Here is a 14,427-nt window from a genome sequence, read left to right as displayed (position 1 = left end):
CATACTATGATTAGAAAATAAGTGTAATTTTTAAAACTGCACAGCAAACCGATGAAAGATATCACTTCAAGACAAGACATAGAATTCTTAATGAACGCTTTTTATAAAGACGCTTTTGCAGATCCCGCTATTGGTATCTTTTTTACCAAAATTGCAAAAATTAATCTCGAAGAACATATTCCGGAAATCACAGATTTTTGGGAACAACAATTATTTAGAACAGGAAATTACAAAAAGAATGTGATGCAGATTCATAAAAACTTAAGCAGTAAAAAAAAGTTAGAAAAAATCCATTTCGATACTTGGCTATCCCTGTTTCACAAAACAGTAGATCGTAATTTTAAAGGAGAAAAAGCACACCTTATCAAAACAAGAGCCTTATCCATTGTAACGGTTATGCAACTAAAAATAGAATAGGCTTTATTGATTATAAATTTGGATTATGCATTAAAAAAATTGGTAAGTACAGTGGTATATTCCGAAGCAGATTTAAGCTGTAATAGATTTTCTAATACACAATCAAGGTTTAATCAAATACATAACAAAAAAGGTTGGGCATCGTAGTATCTGCTATGCGTGCATAATAAAATGATTCTTATTGTGTACCTTACCATTCCATAATATATAATTGGGTACAATGAATATCAAAATAACGGGTACAGGGAGCTATATTCCTAATGAAATTGAAAAAAACAACGACTTTATCAATCATGAATTCTTTACCGAAAACAAGGTCTTAATCGAACATAACACTACCGCTATAATTGATAAGTTCAAAAAAATTACTGGTATTGAAGAACGTAGATATGCCTCTGCCCATCAAAACACTTCTGATTTAGCATTTCTTTCCGCAGAAAAAGCAATTATAGACTCAAAAATTGATCCTGAAACCCTTGATTATATTATTGTAGCCCATAATTTTGGCGATGTAGACAAAAACTCCTCTCAGGCAGATACTGTCCCTAGTCTTGCAGCAAGAGTAAAACATAAATTAAAAATAAAAAACCCGTACTGCGTTGCATATGATTTGCTTTTTGGGTGCCCTGGTTGGATAGAAGGAGTCATACAAGCCCAATCATATATAAAAAGTAATATGGCTCAAAAATGTCTTGTTATTGGGGCAGAAACTTTATCTCGTGTTATAGATAAACATGATCGGGATTCTATGATTTATTCTGATGGATCTGGAGCCGTGATACTAGAAAAAACAAAACAACCAGGAGGGATAATTTCTTCAATAAGCGCTTCTCATACACTTGAAGAAAGTAATTTTCTATTCTTCGGAAAAACAAACAATAACATCTCTAATGATGATACGAGATACATCAAAATGCATGGGAGAAAAATATATGAATTTGCTTTAAATCAAGTACCAAAAGCAATGAAAGTCTGCCTTGACAAAACTGATATTAACATCACAGATATCAAAAAAATTATCATTCATCAAGCTAATGAGAAAATGGATGAAGCTATTGTAAAAAGATTCTATGATCTATACGACCAGGAAGTACCAGATGGTATTATGCCCATGACTATTCAAAAGCTAGGAAATAGTAGTGTTGCTACTGTTCCTACTCTATATGACCTTATTTTGAATGGTAAAGTAAAAAACCAATCCATTAAAGAAGGAGATATTTTGCTATTTGCCAGTGTTGGCGCAGGGATGAACATTAATACTCTTTTATACCAATTTTAAACCTTTTGTAAAATTCTCTTGGATGTGCAGATAGTAATCTGGGTAATTGTCTATTTTTACAATATAATTACTGATTTGACTATTATGTACGAAGGAAATTTTCCTCACCGACGATACCAAAAAACTTTAGAATTTCTTAGAGAAAATACCCCTGCCCCAGGTACTGTTCTGGATTTGGGCGTTAGAAATCCTTTTGTAGAGTTTATGGAAAAAGAAGGATATACAGTATCAAACACTTCTGGCGAAGATCTAGACCTCAACACAGAAGCTGTACAAAAAGAAGATATCCAAATTGTTACTGCTTTCGAAATTTTTGAGCACCTTATCGCCCCTTTTAATGTTTTACGTGACATCAAAGCTGATAAATTGGTCGCCTCTATCCCTTTAAAGTTATGGTTTTCTTCGGCATATCGTAGTAAAACTGATCACTGGGATAGACATTATCACGAATTTGAAGATTGGCAATTTGATTGGTTACTCGAAAAAGCAGGTTGGGAAATTAAAGCAAGAAACAAGTGGGCACATCCCGTTAAAAAAATTGGACTACGTCCTTTATTAAGACTTTTTACTCCCAGATATTATATTGTATATGCAGAAAGGGTAAAAAAATCTTAATATGACCTTATAATAGTAAAGCCCAAACGGAAACCTAAAATTATTTTTTTTGAATATATCTATTATCATACCAGCTCATAATGAGGAACGATTTATCAAAGAAACTCTTGATTCTCTCGTTTCACAAACATTGCTTCCTCAAAAAATAGTGGTAGTAAATGATAATTCTACAGATAATACTGTAAATATTATAAATAAATTTACAGATAAGTATCATTTTATATCATTGATCAATATCAGTAATTCTTCTAAAGAGCATATGCCCGGAAGCAAAGTGATTAATGCTTTTTATCAAGGTTTTCAGGCTTTGGATACTAATTATGACATCATTTGTAAATTTGATGCCGATCTGATTTTTCAAAAAAACTACTTAAAAAGTATCGCTGAAGTTTTTGAGTCTGATTCAAAAATCGGTATAGCTTCTGGCATCCTATACATCGAAAAAAAGAAAAAATGGATATATGAGCATATTGCAGACAAGAATCATGTTCGAGGACCAATAAAAGCATATCGAAAAGAATGTTTTGAAGCTATTAATGGGCTTAAAAAATCAATTGGCTGGGATACCTTAGATGTATTATTAGCTCAATATCATGGATGGAAAACCAAAACATCTCATAGTTTGATTGTAAAACACCTTAAACCTACAGGAAAAAACTATAATAAAAACACAAAATACGTACATGGTGAAGCCATGTATAAAATGAGATACGGGTTTTGGATTACACTAATTGCCTCTATAAAGTTGGCTCTACTTAAAAAACGACCAAGCCTGATCAATGATTATTTAACAGGGTATTATAAAGCAAAAGCAAGAAAAGAAGTATTCCTTGTTTCTGAAAAAGAAGGAGATTTTATTCGTAAACTTCGTTGGAAAAAAATGAAAAAGAAACTCATATAGCGAATAGCTCTAATTAGAAAAACTAGTACTTCTTTAACTTTTTTACAATAAATTATTCTTACATTGAACCATTAATTTTTTAAAAAATAATTTCATGAAAATCAAACAACTTCTTTGGGCATTAAGTTGCATATTATGCTTAGCTTCCTGTAATAAAGAAAGTAAAGCAGAAAAAGTAGATTACGTGCTTTTCTCTGGAAAGGTAAGTAATGCCGTAGAAAATGAGATTAATGTATTCGGAAATGGTAATGATTTCAAAAAAGTAATCTCGATTAATGAAGATGGGACATTCTCTGATACTTTAAAGATTGAATCCAAAGGCTCCTATCGTTTTATGATTGGCCGCGAAAGGTCACCCTTGTATTTAGATCATGGGGATCAACTAGAATTAACAATAGACACTAAGCAATTTGATGAAACCATAAAATACACAGGTACTGCTGCAGATGCCAACAACTATCTGGCAGAAAGAGCCTTAATAGAGGAAAGCCTTTTTGCTGGTGGCCCAGAAGGGTATAAAAAACTCTTTATTAGTGAGGTAGATGAATTTAAAAAATTAGTGTCGCAAAATGAACAAGCTAAAAATGATGCGATTAAAAAATATAAAGATTTAGATCCCGAATTTGTAACTACTCAAACTAAGGATAATCACTATGAATATTTAGCAATGCTAAATAATTATCAATCGACTCATAGTCATTATGCCAAAAAAGAAGACTATAAAACTCCAGAAGGTTTTTTGGATGAGTTAAAAGATTTTGATATTGACAATGCAGAAGATTATGAGAAATCTAGCGCTTATAAAAGATTAAGTTCTGATGTTTTCTATAGAATTTCTCAAGAAAAAGCAGCCAAGGATAGTATTTCTATGGATAAAGCAATGATGGAGAATTTGGCTCAAATAAAAAGTAAAAATATTAGAAATGCTTTTATGAAGAACATGGCATATCAAGTATCTCCAAGAAATGAGAATGCAGCAGAATTGTATGATATGCTTATGGCAGCCTCAGACGATGAAGAATTTAAAAGTGAATTAACTAATAAATTCGAAAAAATAAAAGTGCTGGTTAAAGGTAATGAGTCTCCTGTATTTAATAATTACGAAAATTATAAAGGAGGTACAACTTCATTAAGTGATCTTAAAGGAAAATATATATACATTGATGTTTGGGCTACCTGGTGTGGACCATGTAAAGCAGAAATCCCACATCTAAAGAAAATCGAAAAACAATATCACAATAAAAATATCGAATTTGTAAGTATCTCTGTAGATAAAAAACCACAACACGATGCCTGGAGAGCAATGGTTAAAGAAAAAGAATTAGGTGGAGTTCAATTATTCGCAGACAACGATTGGGGATCTCAATTTATTGTAGATTATGGCATAAGAGGAATCCCAAGATTTATCTTAATTGATCCTGAAGGTAAAATTGTAAGTGCAAGTGCACCAAGGCCATCTGACCCTAAACTTGTAGAAGTTTTTAACGAATTAAGTATCTAAGATTAATTTCTTATTCTTTAAAAAAATACAAATCCGCAAATTCTACTACTGTAGAATTTGCGGATTTGCTTTAAATAAACTACCCGTTTTTACTGCTCTTCAGAATAATTTTGATTTAAAAACAGACAGACTTGTCTATTTTTAAAATTATTTTGTAGTTTTGTATCGTGAAACACTCTTTAGTAAGACAACATATCATAGAAACTGCCTCTGATCTCTTTTACCAAAAAGGATATAATCGTACTGGTATAAATGAAATCATAAAAGAAGCAAGTATAGCAAAAGCAACACTATACAACCATTTTGCCTCAAAAGAAGATATTTGCCTTGCCTATCTAAGGTTTAGAAATGATCTATTTACAAAAAATATAAAAACCTTTGTAGGCAACGCCAAAAAAGGAAAAGATCAACTTTATGCTTTATTTCATTTTCTCGTAGAATTCTTTTCTGAAAAAGATTTTAATGGGTGCTGGTGTGTAAATACTATTGCTGAAATCCCAAGAGAAAACGAAAAAATTAGAAAAGAGATACAAAAACAAAAAGAAGAATTTATTGAATTCATAAAAGAACTGGTAGAGCAGAACTACAGTCAAAATACAGCTTCAGAAAATGAAGCACTCGCCAAAAGAATTTATTTAATATATGAAAGTTCTATTTCTGAAAGTAAGTTACACCAGAATCAATGGCCAATAGACACAGGTCTATCTCTTTGTAAAAGCATCGTGAACTAAAAAAATTTCATCAACTATAGACAGACTTGTCTGTCTAATTTTATTAATCTTAAAAACAATAGAAATGACAACATTTAAAAACAAGACAGCCTTAGTTGTTGGCGGAACTAGTGGAATTGGTAAAGCCACCGTAAATACTCTAATCGAAGGAGGTGCAATAGTGCATGTAGTAGGGAGGAATATATCCAAAATACCAGATGCAGATAACGTAATTAAGCACCAGGTGGATATTACAAATGCCGCTAGTGTAAATGAATTAACCGATACCATTTCTGGATTGGATCGTTTAGATTATCTCGTAAACGCATCCGGAATCTTTGGACCAAAAGCATTTTTGGATCATACAGTAGAGGATTATGATTCTTACCAAGATCTTAATAGAGGTTTCTTTTTTATTACTCAATCTGCCGCTAAAAAAATGAAAGAAAATAATAGCGGGGCCATTGTAAATGTCGGTTCGATGTGGGCAAAACAAGCTGTAAAAGCGACTCCTTCTTCTGCCTATTCTATGCAGAAAGCAGGGCTACACACTCTTACTCAACATCTGGCTATGGAGTTGGCAGATCACGGGATTAGAGTAAATGCAGTATCACCTGCTGTAGTCGAAACCCCAGTTTATGATAGTGTCTTTGGAAGTGCCGAAGAAGCAAAAAAAGCATTGGTAGGGTTTAATAATTTTCATCCTATAGGAAGAAATGGAACTCCGCAAGATATTGCAAATAGCATAACTTTTCTATTATCAGATAAAGCTTCCTGGGTAACCGGTGCAATATGGGATACCGATGGTGGTGTAATAGCTGGACGTAATTAACCAATCGCATAAGGCTAGCTCCATATAGTATTACTACTATCACTTGCCTTACTAAAAAACAAGAATTGTAAATTCATAAAATAATACCCGAGTAAAGTCTCAAAAAAGAGGCTTTACTCTTCATATTTAACCATAATGAAATCAGAAGTACTTATAATTGGCGCCGGACTAACGGGGTTATTACTAGCCTATAAATTAAAGAAGTCATCTATTTCTTTTAAAATCATCGAAGCCAGAAGTAGAATTGGAGGTAGAATACATACAATTCTTACTAATGATGAAACCCCAATCGAAATGGGAGCTACCTGGATAGGGATCCAGCATCAAGAGTTGTTAAAAGTATTAGAAGAATTAAAACTTCCTGTTTTTGAACAATTTATGAAAGGGACTGCCCTGTTTGAATCTCTATCTACTACCCCACCTCAACAAATACAATTGCCATCCGATCAGCAACCAAGTTATCGAATACAAGGAGGAACTATTGCTTTGATTAACACTTTGGCCTCTTCTCTAACTAAAAAAGAACTTATTTTAAATGAAAAAATAACGGGCATTAGTTATTCTAAAAATGAATTTGAAATTAATACTGCAAACCACAACTATCATGCGCATAAAGTAGTATCTACAGTACCACCTATGCTTCTTGTAAACACTATACAATTTAATCCTTCTCTACCTGATAATATTATCGAAATAGCTAACAATACCCATACCTGGATGGGAGATGCTATAAAATTCGGGATTTCATACAAAAGACCATTTTGGAAGGAAAACAAATATTCAGGAACTGTATTTAGTAATGTAGGCCCCATAACAGAATTATATGATCATTCAGATAATAGAAACACCAAATATGCTCTAAAAGGCTTTTTACAAAACGAAATGCATCTGGAGACCGAAAAGAACAGAAAATCCAAAGTAATACATCAACTCCAAAAACTCTTTGGTAATGATGCTTTAGAATACACCCTGTATAAGGAAAAAATCTGGAGAAAAGACTCCAATACCTTTAAGGATTCTCAACATTTTATCTTTCCTCATCAAAATAATGGCCATTCTGTTTACCAAAATGAATTTTTTGACGATAACTTATTTATTGCCGGGGCTGAAACCGCAATCCAATTTGGAGGATATATGGAAGGTGCAGTTAAAAGTGCACAATCCATATATCAAAAATTAAAAGGATAATCCCTACTCTAACACAAAGGATAGCACTTTTCCTGTGGCTCCGTTAGGAAAAGCAATTCCTAATAAAGCCGAGATAGTAGGTGCAATATCCGGGATATATGTTTCTTGAGTTGTACTTCCTTTTTGTATTCCTTGTCCAAAAAACAATAAAGGAGCATGAGTATCATAGGTTAAACCACTCCCATGAGTTGAACCTGTTTTAGAATAAGATATCGTAGCAGGATCCATTACATATACCACATCACCACTTCTTTTTTGATTATACCCTTTTTGAATCAATGCTGCTATACCCGTAACATATTCACCTGTTTCTAACTGGTTTCTTGTAAACACTTTATCAATTTGATTTTCCTGAAGTATATAATGAGCGAGTGCTTTCTCTAGCTTCTCAGCAGATATTGCATTCTTTTTCAATACATTATATTTAAAGAACACTTGATTATTTGATATATTTTCGATCAATCCATCTACCTTAAATTGTGCTTTTACAAATGCTTTAACTTTGGTTGTAAATGCATCTCTATCAAAGTAACCTGCAGGAATTTTAACCGATTTCAAATATGACGGTACATGTACAGCTCCATGATCTGCTGTAAGAAAAACAGTATATTGCCCTTTACCCACTTTAGTGTCCAAAGCATCAAAAAAACGTTCTAAATCTTTATCTAATCGTAAATATGTATCTTGAATTTCTTTAGAATTCACTCCAAAATTATGTCCGACATAATCTGTACTAGAAAAACTCACTGTAAGAAAATCAGTAGTCTTATCTGCTCCCAGTTGCTCTCCTTCAATTGCAGCAATTGCAAAGTCGGTGGTTAAGCTGTTTCCATAAGCTGATGATTTAATAATATCATATCCAGAATTTTGATCTTTTAGCTTTCCTAAATCATAAGGAAACGTAGCTGTTTCTTTACCTTTATATCCGCCCTCGAACTCATTCTGATCCGGACCACTTTCTGCATATGTATTAATATCATAAAGAGTATTCCATACTTTTAAGTAAGATTCTGCCTGGTTAGAGGTATTAAATTTTTTAACCCAATCTGGCAATTCATTACGATAATAGGTACTTGTTATCCATTTCCCTTCATCTTTACCTCTAAACCAATATGCACCATTCGCAGAATGACCAGCTGGTAGAATAGCACCTCGGTCCTTTATTGCAATACCTATTGTTTTTCCTTTTAATTGTGTATGCAATCTATTTTGATCGCTTATAGTAGACGTTTTCATGCGATGAGGAGACATTCGTTCCATTTCGCTACCAGATCCTACTGCTTTAACTAATGAATCGCTTGCGCAATATACCATTGCTTTGCCAAATTTATCATACCAGTGATTAGAGATAATTCCATGATTTTTTGGTGTAGTTCCTGTATATACAGAAGCATGACCAGGGCCTGTATAAGTGGGCACATAATTAAAATGATTGTTTTTGCAATTAAAACCTTCATTTATCATACGTTTAAAACCCTTATCTCCGAATCGATTATAGAAACGGGTTAAATAATCATATCGCATTTGGTCTACAACAATACCAACTACCAGCTTAGGTGAGTTACTGATCTCAACGGCTTCTTGCGCTTTACAAGGCATGCAGCACAATGCAACTAATAAGATTAGAAATATTCTTTTTGTCATTATATTTTGAATTTAAATAGCTAAAATACTATTAGTACAAATGTAAAACTTTAATAGAAGGTTAAATGCTATGGATATTTTTTTTTCTATTTTAGCCTTTCTAATTATAATGCATGTTTTACTTAGACGATATTGGTCGCTATTTTTTAATGTTAAAAGGCGTTTTTAGTCGAATGACTAAAGGTTCTGTAATACGGAACCTGATATTTAAAGAGATAGATGATTTAATTATTGGTTCTTTAGGAATAACCATATTTCTAGCCTTTTTTATTGGTGCTGTTGTAGCTATTCAAACTGCGCTCAATCTTACTAACCCCTTAATTCCAAAAAAACTTATTGCTTTTGCTTCAAGACAATCTGTAATACTTGAATTTGCACCAACATTTATTTCAGTTATCATGGCGGGTAAAGTAGGTTCTTTTATTACTTCAAGTATTGGTACAATGAGGGTAACCGAACAGATTGATGCATTAGAAGTAATGGGTATTAATTCACTTAATTATTTAGTTTTCCCTAAAATCATTGCAATGCTCACTTACCCCTTTATTATTGCAATAGCTATGTTTGTAGGTGTATTTGGAGGATACGTTGCTGGAGTTTATGGAGGATTTATTTCTAGCGCAGAATTTTTGACTGGACTACGAGAAGAGTTTATTCCCTATCATCTGGTGTATGCTTTTATAAAGACTTTTTTATATTCTTTTTTATTAGCAACCATTCCATCATTTCATGGATATTATATGAAAGGTGGCGCACTAGAGGTTGGTAAAGCCAGTACTTCTGCTTTTGTATGGACTACGGTGTCCATTGTTATATCTAATTATATTCTCACCCAATTATTACTAAGCTAATGATAGAAGTTACTAATCTGCATAAAGGTTTTAATGGAGAAGAGATTTTAAAAGGAATCACTACAACCTTTGATAGAGGCAAGACCAATCTTATTATCGGTACCAGTGGTAGTGGTAAAACTGTGTTTTTGAAATGTCTACTTGGGCTTTTTACTCCAGAACAAGGTTCTATTTGCTATGATGGCAGTACTTATTCTGAACTCAATGAAGAACAACAAAGAGACCTAAGAGAACAAATGGGAATGGTTTTTCAAGGCAGCGCTCTATTTGATTCTATGACAGTAGAAGAAAATGTAATGTTTCCTCTAATGATGTTTACCAAACAGAAAAAAGAAGAAATGTTAGAAAGAGTTCATGAGGTTTTAGATCGTGTACATCTTGAAAATGCTGAGAAAAAACTACCTTCAGAAATTAGTGGTGGAATGCAAAAACGTGTTGCTATTGCACGTGCTATAGTAACACGACCAAAATATTTATTCTGTGATGAACCTAACTCTGGGCTTGACCCTAGAACGGCTATTGTGATAGATAATCTTATTAAAGAAATTACCGAAGAATACAATATCACTACTGTAATTAACACCCATGATATGAACTCGGTAATGGAGATCGGAGAAAAAATCGTTTTTCTTAAAAATGGGAATTTAGAATGGGAAGGTGACAAGACCCAAATATTTAAAACCGATAATAAGGCAGTAACTGATTTTGTGTACTCTTCTAATTTGTTTAAAAAAGTTCGAGACGCTCAGTTAAAAGGATTATAACATTAGTCTAGCTGTTTAAATAAAAGCTATCTATTAAGTATTAGTTCGCCTTACCATAGATAATAGTACTCCACTAAAAATTAATAGAGTCCCTATAATTTTATTTTGCAAGTGAACCTTTTCTTTATTTTCAAGGTATTTTTTTAGTCTGGATGCAAATCTAACATACAAAAAAAGACTAATTCCATCAATTACTAGATAAGTTATTCCCAACAAGAGTACTTGAGGTGCAAAAGCAAGACTTTCATCAATAAACAAAGGAAACAATGCAGCAAAAAAAACAATTGCTTTTGGGTTTGATGCCGACATAAAAAAACCTTCACTATATAATTTTAAAAAACTTTTTTCCCTATTCTTCTTTTTGAATTGTTCGACATTTGGTTTTGAAATAATTTTTGTCACTCCCATATATATCAAATACCCAACACCAATCCATTTTATCAGGCTAAAAATTTCTCCCGAAGAAATAACAATAGATGCTAACCCCAGCGAAGACAAAAGTATCTGTATAGTGTTTGCAGATAAGTCCCCTAATATAGTTCCAACTGTTTTTTTTGTTCCGTAATTCATACTATTAGCAGAAGCAAGTAGTACACTTGGCCCAGGAGTTACCCCAATAATGAAAACTGTTCCTATAAATGAAATCCAAAGCGTAAGATTCATATCGATTGTTTTTTATAATTATTCTAAAAATAGTAAAATAACGCTTGCAAATCCAAGACTAGTATTATTAATTTAGTCTAAGCAATATTGTTCGTTCTTAGTTTATTTTGTTTAAAGTTATTCTATTTTTCTTTTACTTCACCCCATTACTTTTTCAATACCATGCTTCGATTTTTCTAAAATGATTTTTAGTTCACTCTTTTCTATATCAGTCAAAGGCTTTAATGGGCTTCTCAAATTTCCTCCCTCTTCTCCTAACATAGTTAAACCTGCCTGAACCGCTCTTGGTAGTCCTTTGTTAACTATAAATTTCAGAAGATTGATCTGTTTATAAAACATGTTCTGCGCATGTTGTAAATCATTTTCCCGAATGGCATCATACAACGCAATATTAAGTTCGGGAATAAGGTTTGGAGCTGCAGTACACCAACCCGTTGCTCCTGCAGAAAGAGCGGCTAATGCTAAAGGATTCGAACCATTATAAAAAGCTACATCTTCCCCCAATTCTTTTCTTAAATAGTGCATACGTTGCACATCACCTGTGCTTTCTTTAATCATGGTAACATTAGGGATTTCTAGCAAACGTTTTAGTAATGCAGGTGACATGTCTACGCCACTTGTAGCTGGATTATTATAGGCCATAATTGGAATAGAAATCTGTTTTGCTACCGTGTCGTAGTGCCGAACGATCTCATCATCTGTCAATTTCCAGTAACTCATTGGGATGATCATAACTGCTGTAGCACCAGCTTTTTCTGCAAACTTAGCATGATGCACTGTTCTTTCTGTTGTTAGATTCGAAACTCCAACTAAAACAGGAAGCCGTTTATTCACTTGCTGAATTGTTGCTTCGGTTATTGCCTCTTTTTCCTGATCCGTAAGATAAGGAAGTACACCTGTACTTCCTAAAGGAGCAATACCGTGAGATCCATTTCTTATTAATCGTTCTAAAAGTTTTCTAAACAAATCAATATCTACCTTTTCATTAGTATCAAATGGTGTTATTGGATAAGCAATCACACCCTTAAATGGTACATTTTTCATAATATATATTTTTTTTGATGATTATAAATCTCTACCTTCTTCTTCACGAAGTGCTACACCTAAGTTTTGAAGTTGTGGCGCATTTTCGCTGGCAATGTATTTTGCATTTTTTGTACTACTCAAATTTTTATGACGATGCCAGGTCCAACTGGGAATATAAACAGCATCTCCTGCTTTCCAATCCACTCTCACACCTTCTATTTCGGTATACCCTTCTCCTTCGATTACATACAATAATGTTTCATACGTATGCCTATGTTTATTTGTCATTTGATCTGGTAACAAACCTCCAATCGTCATACTTACATTTTTACTAGGTAGATCTATAAAAAAAACAGGATGTTTTCTTTCTGTAGAGAACTGATCGTGTACCCCTGCATTTTCTACATTTTTATGTATTAATGTATCGGGCATTACAAATTTTGGTCTTGCAAAAGTTTCATGAAAATCTTTTGAACTGAATTTTTTTTCTTTAGTTTCCATTGTTTTCTAATTTTTTGTTCATTGTATTATTACAATGTAAAAGTATTTCATATTTGGACTATCTTTATGGTACAGAAAATACATAAATAGATAGTCCAGATGCTTAGACCTTGGGAACTTCAAATTAAAATCGATCTTACTAGTAAGAAAGCTATATATCTACAAATTGCAGATGCTATTATTAATGCAATTAAAAATGAGCAATTACATAAAAACCAGGCCTTGCCAGGAAGCAGACAATTAGCAGAATTAATAAAAGTAAACAGAAATACGGTTGTTGAAGGTTTAAATGTCTTAATCGCAGAAGGGTGGCTTGTTTCTAAAGAAAGAAAAGGAACATTTGTGGCTAATGTTTTTCCTAAACAGAACCAACATAAAAGCGTATATAGGCAAAATACTATTGATGATGAGCATTCATCAAAACCATTAATTGTTTTTGATGATGGGTTTCCGGATAGTAGACTTGCTCCTACCATAGCATTAGCAAGAGCATACAGGCAAATTTTTAATCGCAAAGCTCGTTGGCAAATGATGGGGTACAGTAGTGAACTAGGGGATTCTGAGTTTAGAAATGCAATGGTACAAATGCTAAATTTTAAGCGTGGGATGAATATTTCAATTCATGAAATTTGCATCACAAGAGGTAGCCAAATGGCAATGTATTTAACAAGTCATTGTTTATTAGAAAAAGATGATTTTGTACTAATAGAAAATCCAGGTTATAAACCAGCATGGCGAGCTTTTGAAAGTATTGGAGCCAATCTTCTTCCTGTTTCGATAGATGATCAAGGGCTAAGTATCGATGATGTAAAGTATTATTTAAAAAAGCATAAAAAGATAAAAGCAATATACACAACTCCTCATCATCAATTTCCTACAACTGTAACAATGAGCCTGCAAAGACGCTTAGAGTTAATCTCATTATCTAATCAATATGGGTTTACCATCATTGAGGATGATTATGATAATGAATTCCATTTTGGATACAGGCCTGTTTTACCGATTTCTAGTTTTGATAACGTTCAACATTTTATTTACATAGGAACATTAAGTAAGATCATTGCACCTGCTCTGCGTATTGGTTATTTGGTGGGAAGCCAAAGTTTTATAAAAAAGGCAGGAGATCTTCGTAAAATTATTGATGTACAAGGTGATAATATCATGGAGCAAGCTATTTTACAACTAATAAAAGACGGAGAAGTAAAACGTCATCTAAAAAAAACCTCGACAATATACAAAGCCAAAAGAGACTATTTCGAAACCTTACTTCATACATATCTAAAAGAAAAAGTATCTTTTAGTAAACCAGATGGAGGGCTTGCTTTTTGGTTGGTGCCTAAAAAAGAGGTAGATGTTTTTCAGATTGCCAAAAAACTAAACATGCAAGGTATAGATATTATTACACCCAATAAATTTAGTTTTATCAACCCCATACATGGTTTCCGTTTAGGGTATGCGTCATTATCTGAAGAGCATTTAAAAAAAGGAGTTATTGCACTTTCTAAGTTATTATAACGATATACCACACAAATCTC

15 protein-coding genes are annotated in these 14,427 nt (G+C 33.0%); 11 read left to right on the top strand and 4 right to left on the bottom strand.

From position 1 onward, the window contains the following. Positions 1–51 precede the first annotated feature (51 nt). From Z054_RS0121350 to Z054_RS0121315, 8 genes are all read left to right on the top strand, one after another. Positions 52–417, top strand: a complete 366-nt coding sequence (locus Z054_RS0121350) for a group III truncated hemoglobin (protein ID WP_024772068.1) — start codon at positions 52–54, stop codon at positions 415–417. A 220-nt stretch (positions 418–637) separates the two neighbouring features. Beyond that, entirely contained in the window at positions 638–1,696 is a 1,059-nt protein-coding gene (locus tag Z054_RS0121345) for a 3-oxoacyl-ACP synthase III family protein (RefSeq protein WP_024772067.1), read from the top strand. Positions 1,697–1,780: 84 nt separating this feature from the next. Further along, positions 1,781–2,311, top strand: a complete 531-nt coding sequence (locus Z054_RS0121340; RefSeq protein WP_024772066.1) for a class I SAM-dependent methyltransferase — start codon at positions 1,781–1,783, stop codon at positions 2,309–2,311. A 49-nt stretch (positions 2,312–2,360) separates the two neighbouring features. Continuing rightward, positions 2,361–3,212: a glycosyltransferase gene (locus Z054_RS0121335; RefSeq protein WP_024772065.1), complete on the top strand. Its 852-nt coding sequence runs from the start codon at positions 2,361–2,363 to the stop codon at positions 3,210–3,212. Between the two features lie 94 nt (positions 3,213–3,306). Next, positions 3,307–4,713 carry a TlpA family protein disulfide reductase gene (locus tag Z054_RS0121330; RefSeq protein ID WP_051473840.1) on the top strand — a complete coding sequence of 469 codons (1,407 nt, stop codon included), beginning with the start codon at positions 3,307–3,309 and terminating at the stop codon, positions 4,711–4,713. A 167-nt stretch (positions 4,714–4,880) separates the two neighbouring features. Next, positions 4,881–5,444: a TetR/AcrR family transcriptional regulator gene (locus tag Z054_RS0121325; RefSeq protein WP_024772063.1), complete on the top strand. Its 564-nt coding sequence runs from the start codon at positions 4,881–4,883 to the stop codon at positions 5,442–5,444. Positions 5,445–5,508: 64 nt separating this feature from the next. Then, entirely contained in the window at positions 5,509–6,255 is a 747-nt protein-coding gene (locus Z054_RS0121320) for an SDR family NAD(P)-dependent oxidoreductase (RefSeq protein ID WP_024772062.1), read from the top strand. Positions 6,256–6,390: 135 nt separating this feature from the next. Then, positions 6,391–7,443, top strand: coding sequence for a flavin monoamine oxidase family protein (locus tag Z054_RS0121315; protein ID WP_024772061.1), 1,053 nt, complete (start codon positions 6,391–6,393; stop codon positions 7,441–7,443). A 3-nt stretch (positions 7,444–7,446) separates the two neighbouring features. On the opposite strand, the gene pafA is transcribed toward Z054_RS0121315, so the two are convergent. Next, complete coding sequence (pafA, locus tag Z054_RS0121310; RefSeq protein WP_035093014.1) at positions 7,447–9,087, bottom strand: alkaline phosphatase PafA; 1,641 nt, start codon at positions 9,085–9,087, stop codon at positions 7,447–7,449. Positions 9,088–9,200: 113 nt separating this feature from the next. On the opposite strand from pafA, the gene Z054_RS0121305 reads away from it, so the two are divergent. Next, positions 9,201–9,938 carry an MlaE family ABC transporter permease gene (locus Z054_RS0121305; RefSeq protein WP_024772059.1) on the top strand — a complete coding sequence of 246 codons (738 nt, stop codon included), beginning with the start codon at positions 9,201–9,203 and terminating at the stop codon, positions 9,936–9,938. Further along, positions 9,938–10,702 (top strand): ABC transporter ATP-binding protein, encoded by a 765-nt coding sequence (locus tag Z054_RS0121300; RefSeq protein ID WP_024772058.1) that lies wholly within the window; start codon positions 9,938–9,940, stop codon positions 10,700–10,702. The genes Z054_RS0121305 and Z054_RS0121300 overlap by 1 nt, the downstream gene beginning before the upstream one ends. 33 nt (positions 10,703–10,735) lie before the next feature. On the opposite strand, the gene Z054_RS0121295 is transcribed toward Z054_RS0121300, so the two are convergent. The 3 genes from Z054_RS0121295 to Z054_RS0121285 all read right to left on the bottom strand — a co-directional run bounded on the left by Z054_RS0121295 (position 10,736) and on the right by Z054_RS0121285 (position 12,892). After that, positions 10,736–11,365 (bottom strand): LysE family translocator, encoded by a 630-nt coding sequence (locus Z054_RS0121295; RefSeq protein WP_024772057.1) that lies wholly within the window; start codon positions 11,363–11,365, stop codon positions 10,736–10,738. Positions 11,366–11,503: 138 nt separating this feature from the next. Then, entirely contained in the window at positions 11,504–12,409 is a 906-nt protein-coding gene (locus Z054_RS0121290; protein WP_024772056.1) for a dihydrodipicolinate synthase family protein, read from the bottom strand. A 21-nt stretch (positions 12,410–12,430) separates the two neighbouring features. Further along, entirely contained in the window at positions 12,431–12,892 is a 462-nt protein-coding gene (locus Z054_RS0121285) for a cupin domain-containing protein (protein WP_024772055.1), read from the bottom strand. A 99-nt stretch (positions 12,893–12,991) separates the two neighbouring features. On the opposite strand from Z054_RS0121285, the gene pdxR reads away from it, so the two are divergent. Continuing rightward, positions 12,992–14,407 carry a MocR-like pyridoxine biosynthesis transcription factor PdxR gene (gene pdxR, locus Z054_RS0121280; protein WP_024772054.1) on the top strand — a complete coding sequence of 472 codons (1,416 nt, stop codon included), beginning with the start codon at positions 12,992–12,994 and terminating at the stop codon, positions 14,405–14,407. The last annotated feature ends 20 nt before the right edge of the window (positions 14,408–14,427 follow it).

This window comes from Aquimarina macrocephali JAMB N27 (genome assembly GCF_000520995.1).
GTDB lineage: Bacteria > Bacteroidota > Bacteroidia > Flavobacteriales > Flavobacteriaceae > Aquimarina > Aquimarina macrocephali.
Note: the sequence above shows the minus strand (reverse complement) of the source record. Positions and strands in the feature narration are given on the sequence as shown.

Bases quoted from the DNA above. Each gene is read 5' to 3' on its own strand.
- Z054_RS0121340 (WP_024772066.1), top strand. From the start codon at position 1,781: ATGTACGAAGGAAATTTTCCTCACCGACGATACCAAAAAACTTTAGAA.
- pdxR (WP_024772054.1), top strand. From the start codon at position 12,992: ATGCTTAGACCTTGGGAACTTCAAATTAAAATCGATCTTACTAGTAAG.
- pafA (WP_035093014.1), bottom strand. From the start codon at position 9,087: ATGACAAAAAGAATATTTCTAATCTTATTAGTTGCATTGTGCTGCATG.
- Z054_RS0121295 (WP_024772057.1), bottom strand. From the start codon at position 11,365: ATGAATCTTACGCTTTGGATTTCATTTATAGGAACAGTTTTCATTATT.
- Z054_RS0121350 (WP_024772068.1), top strand. From the start codon at position 52: ATGAAAGATATCACTTCAAGACAAGACATAGAATTCTTAATGAACGCT.
- Z054_RS0121285 (WP_024772055.1), bottom strand. From the start codon at position 12,892: ATGGAAACTAAAGAAAAAAAATTCAGTTCAAAAGATTTTCATGAAACT.
- Z054_RS0121290 (WP_024772056.1), bottom strand. From the start codon at position 12,409: ATGAAAAATGTACCATTTAAGGGTGTGATTGCTTATCCAATAACACCA.
- Z054_RS0121315 (WP_024772061.1), top strand. From the start codon at position 6,391: ATGAAATCAGAAGTACTTATAATTGGCGCCGGACTAACGGGGTTATTA.
- Z054_RS0121345 (WP_024772067.1), top strand. From the start codon at position 638: ATGAATATCAAAATAACGGGTACAGGGAGCTATATTCCTAATGAAATT.
- Z054_RS0121330 (WP_051473840.1), top strand. From the start codon at position 3,307: ATGAAAATCAAACAACTTCTTTGGGCATTAAGTTGCATATTATGCTTA.
- Z054_RS0121305 (WP_024772059.1), top strand. From the start codon at position 9,201: ATGTTTTACTTAGACGATATTGGTCGCTATTTTTTAATGTTAAAAGGC.
- Z054_RS0121300 (WP_024772058.1), top strand. From the start codon at position 9,938: ATGATAGAAGTTACTAATCTGCATAAAGGTTTTAATGGAGAAGAGATT.
- Z054_RS0121320 (WP_024772062.1), top strand. From the start codon at position 5,509: ATGACAACATTTAAAAACAAGACAGCCTTAGTTGTTGGCGGAACTAGT.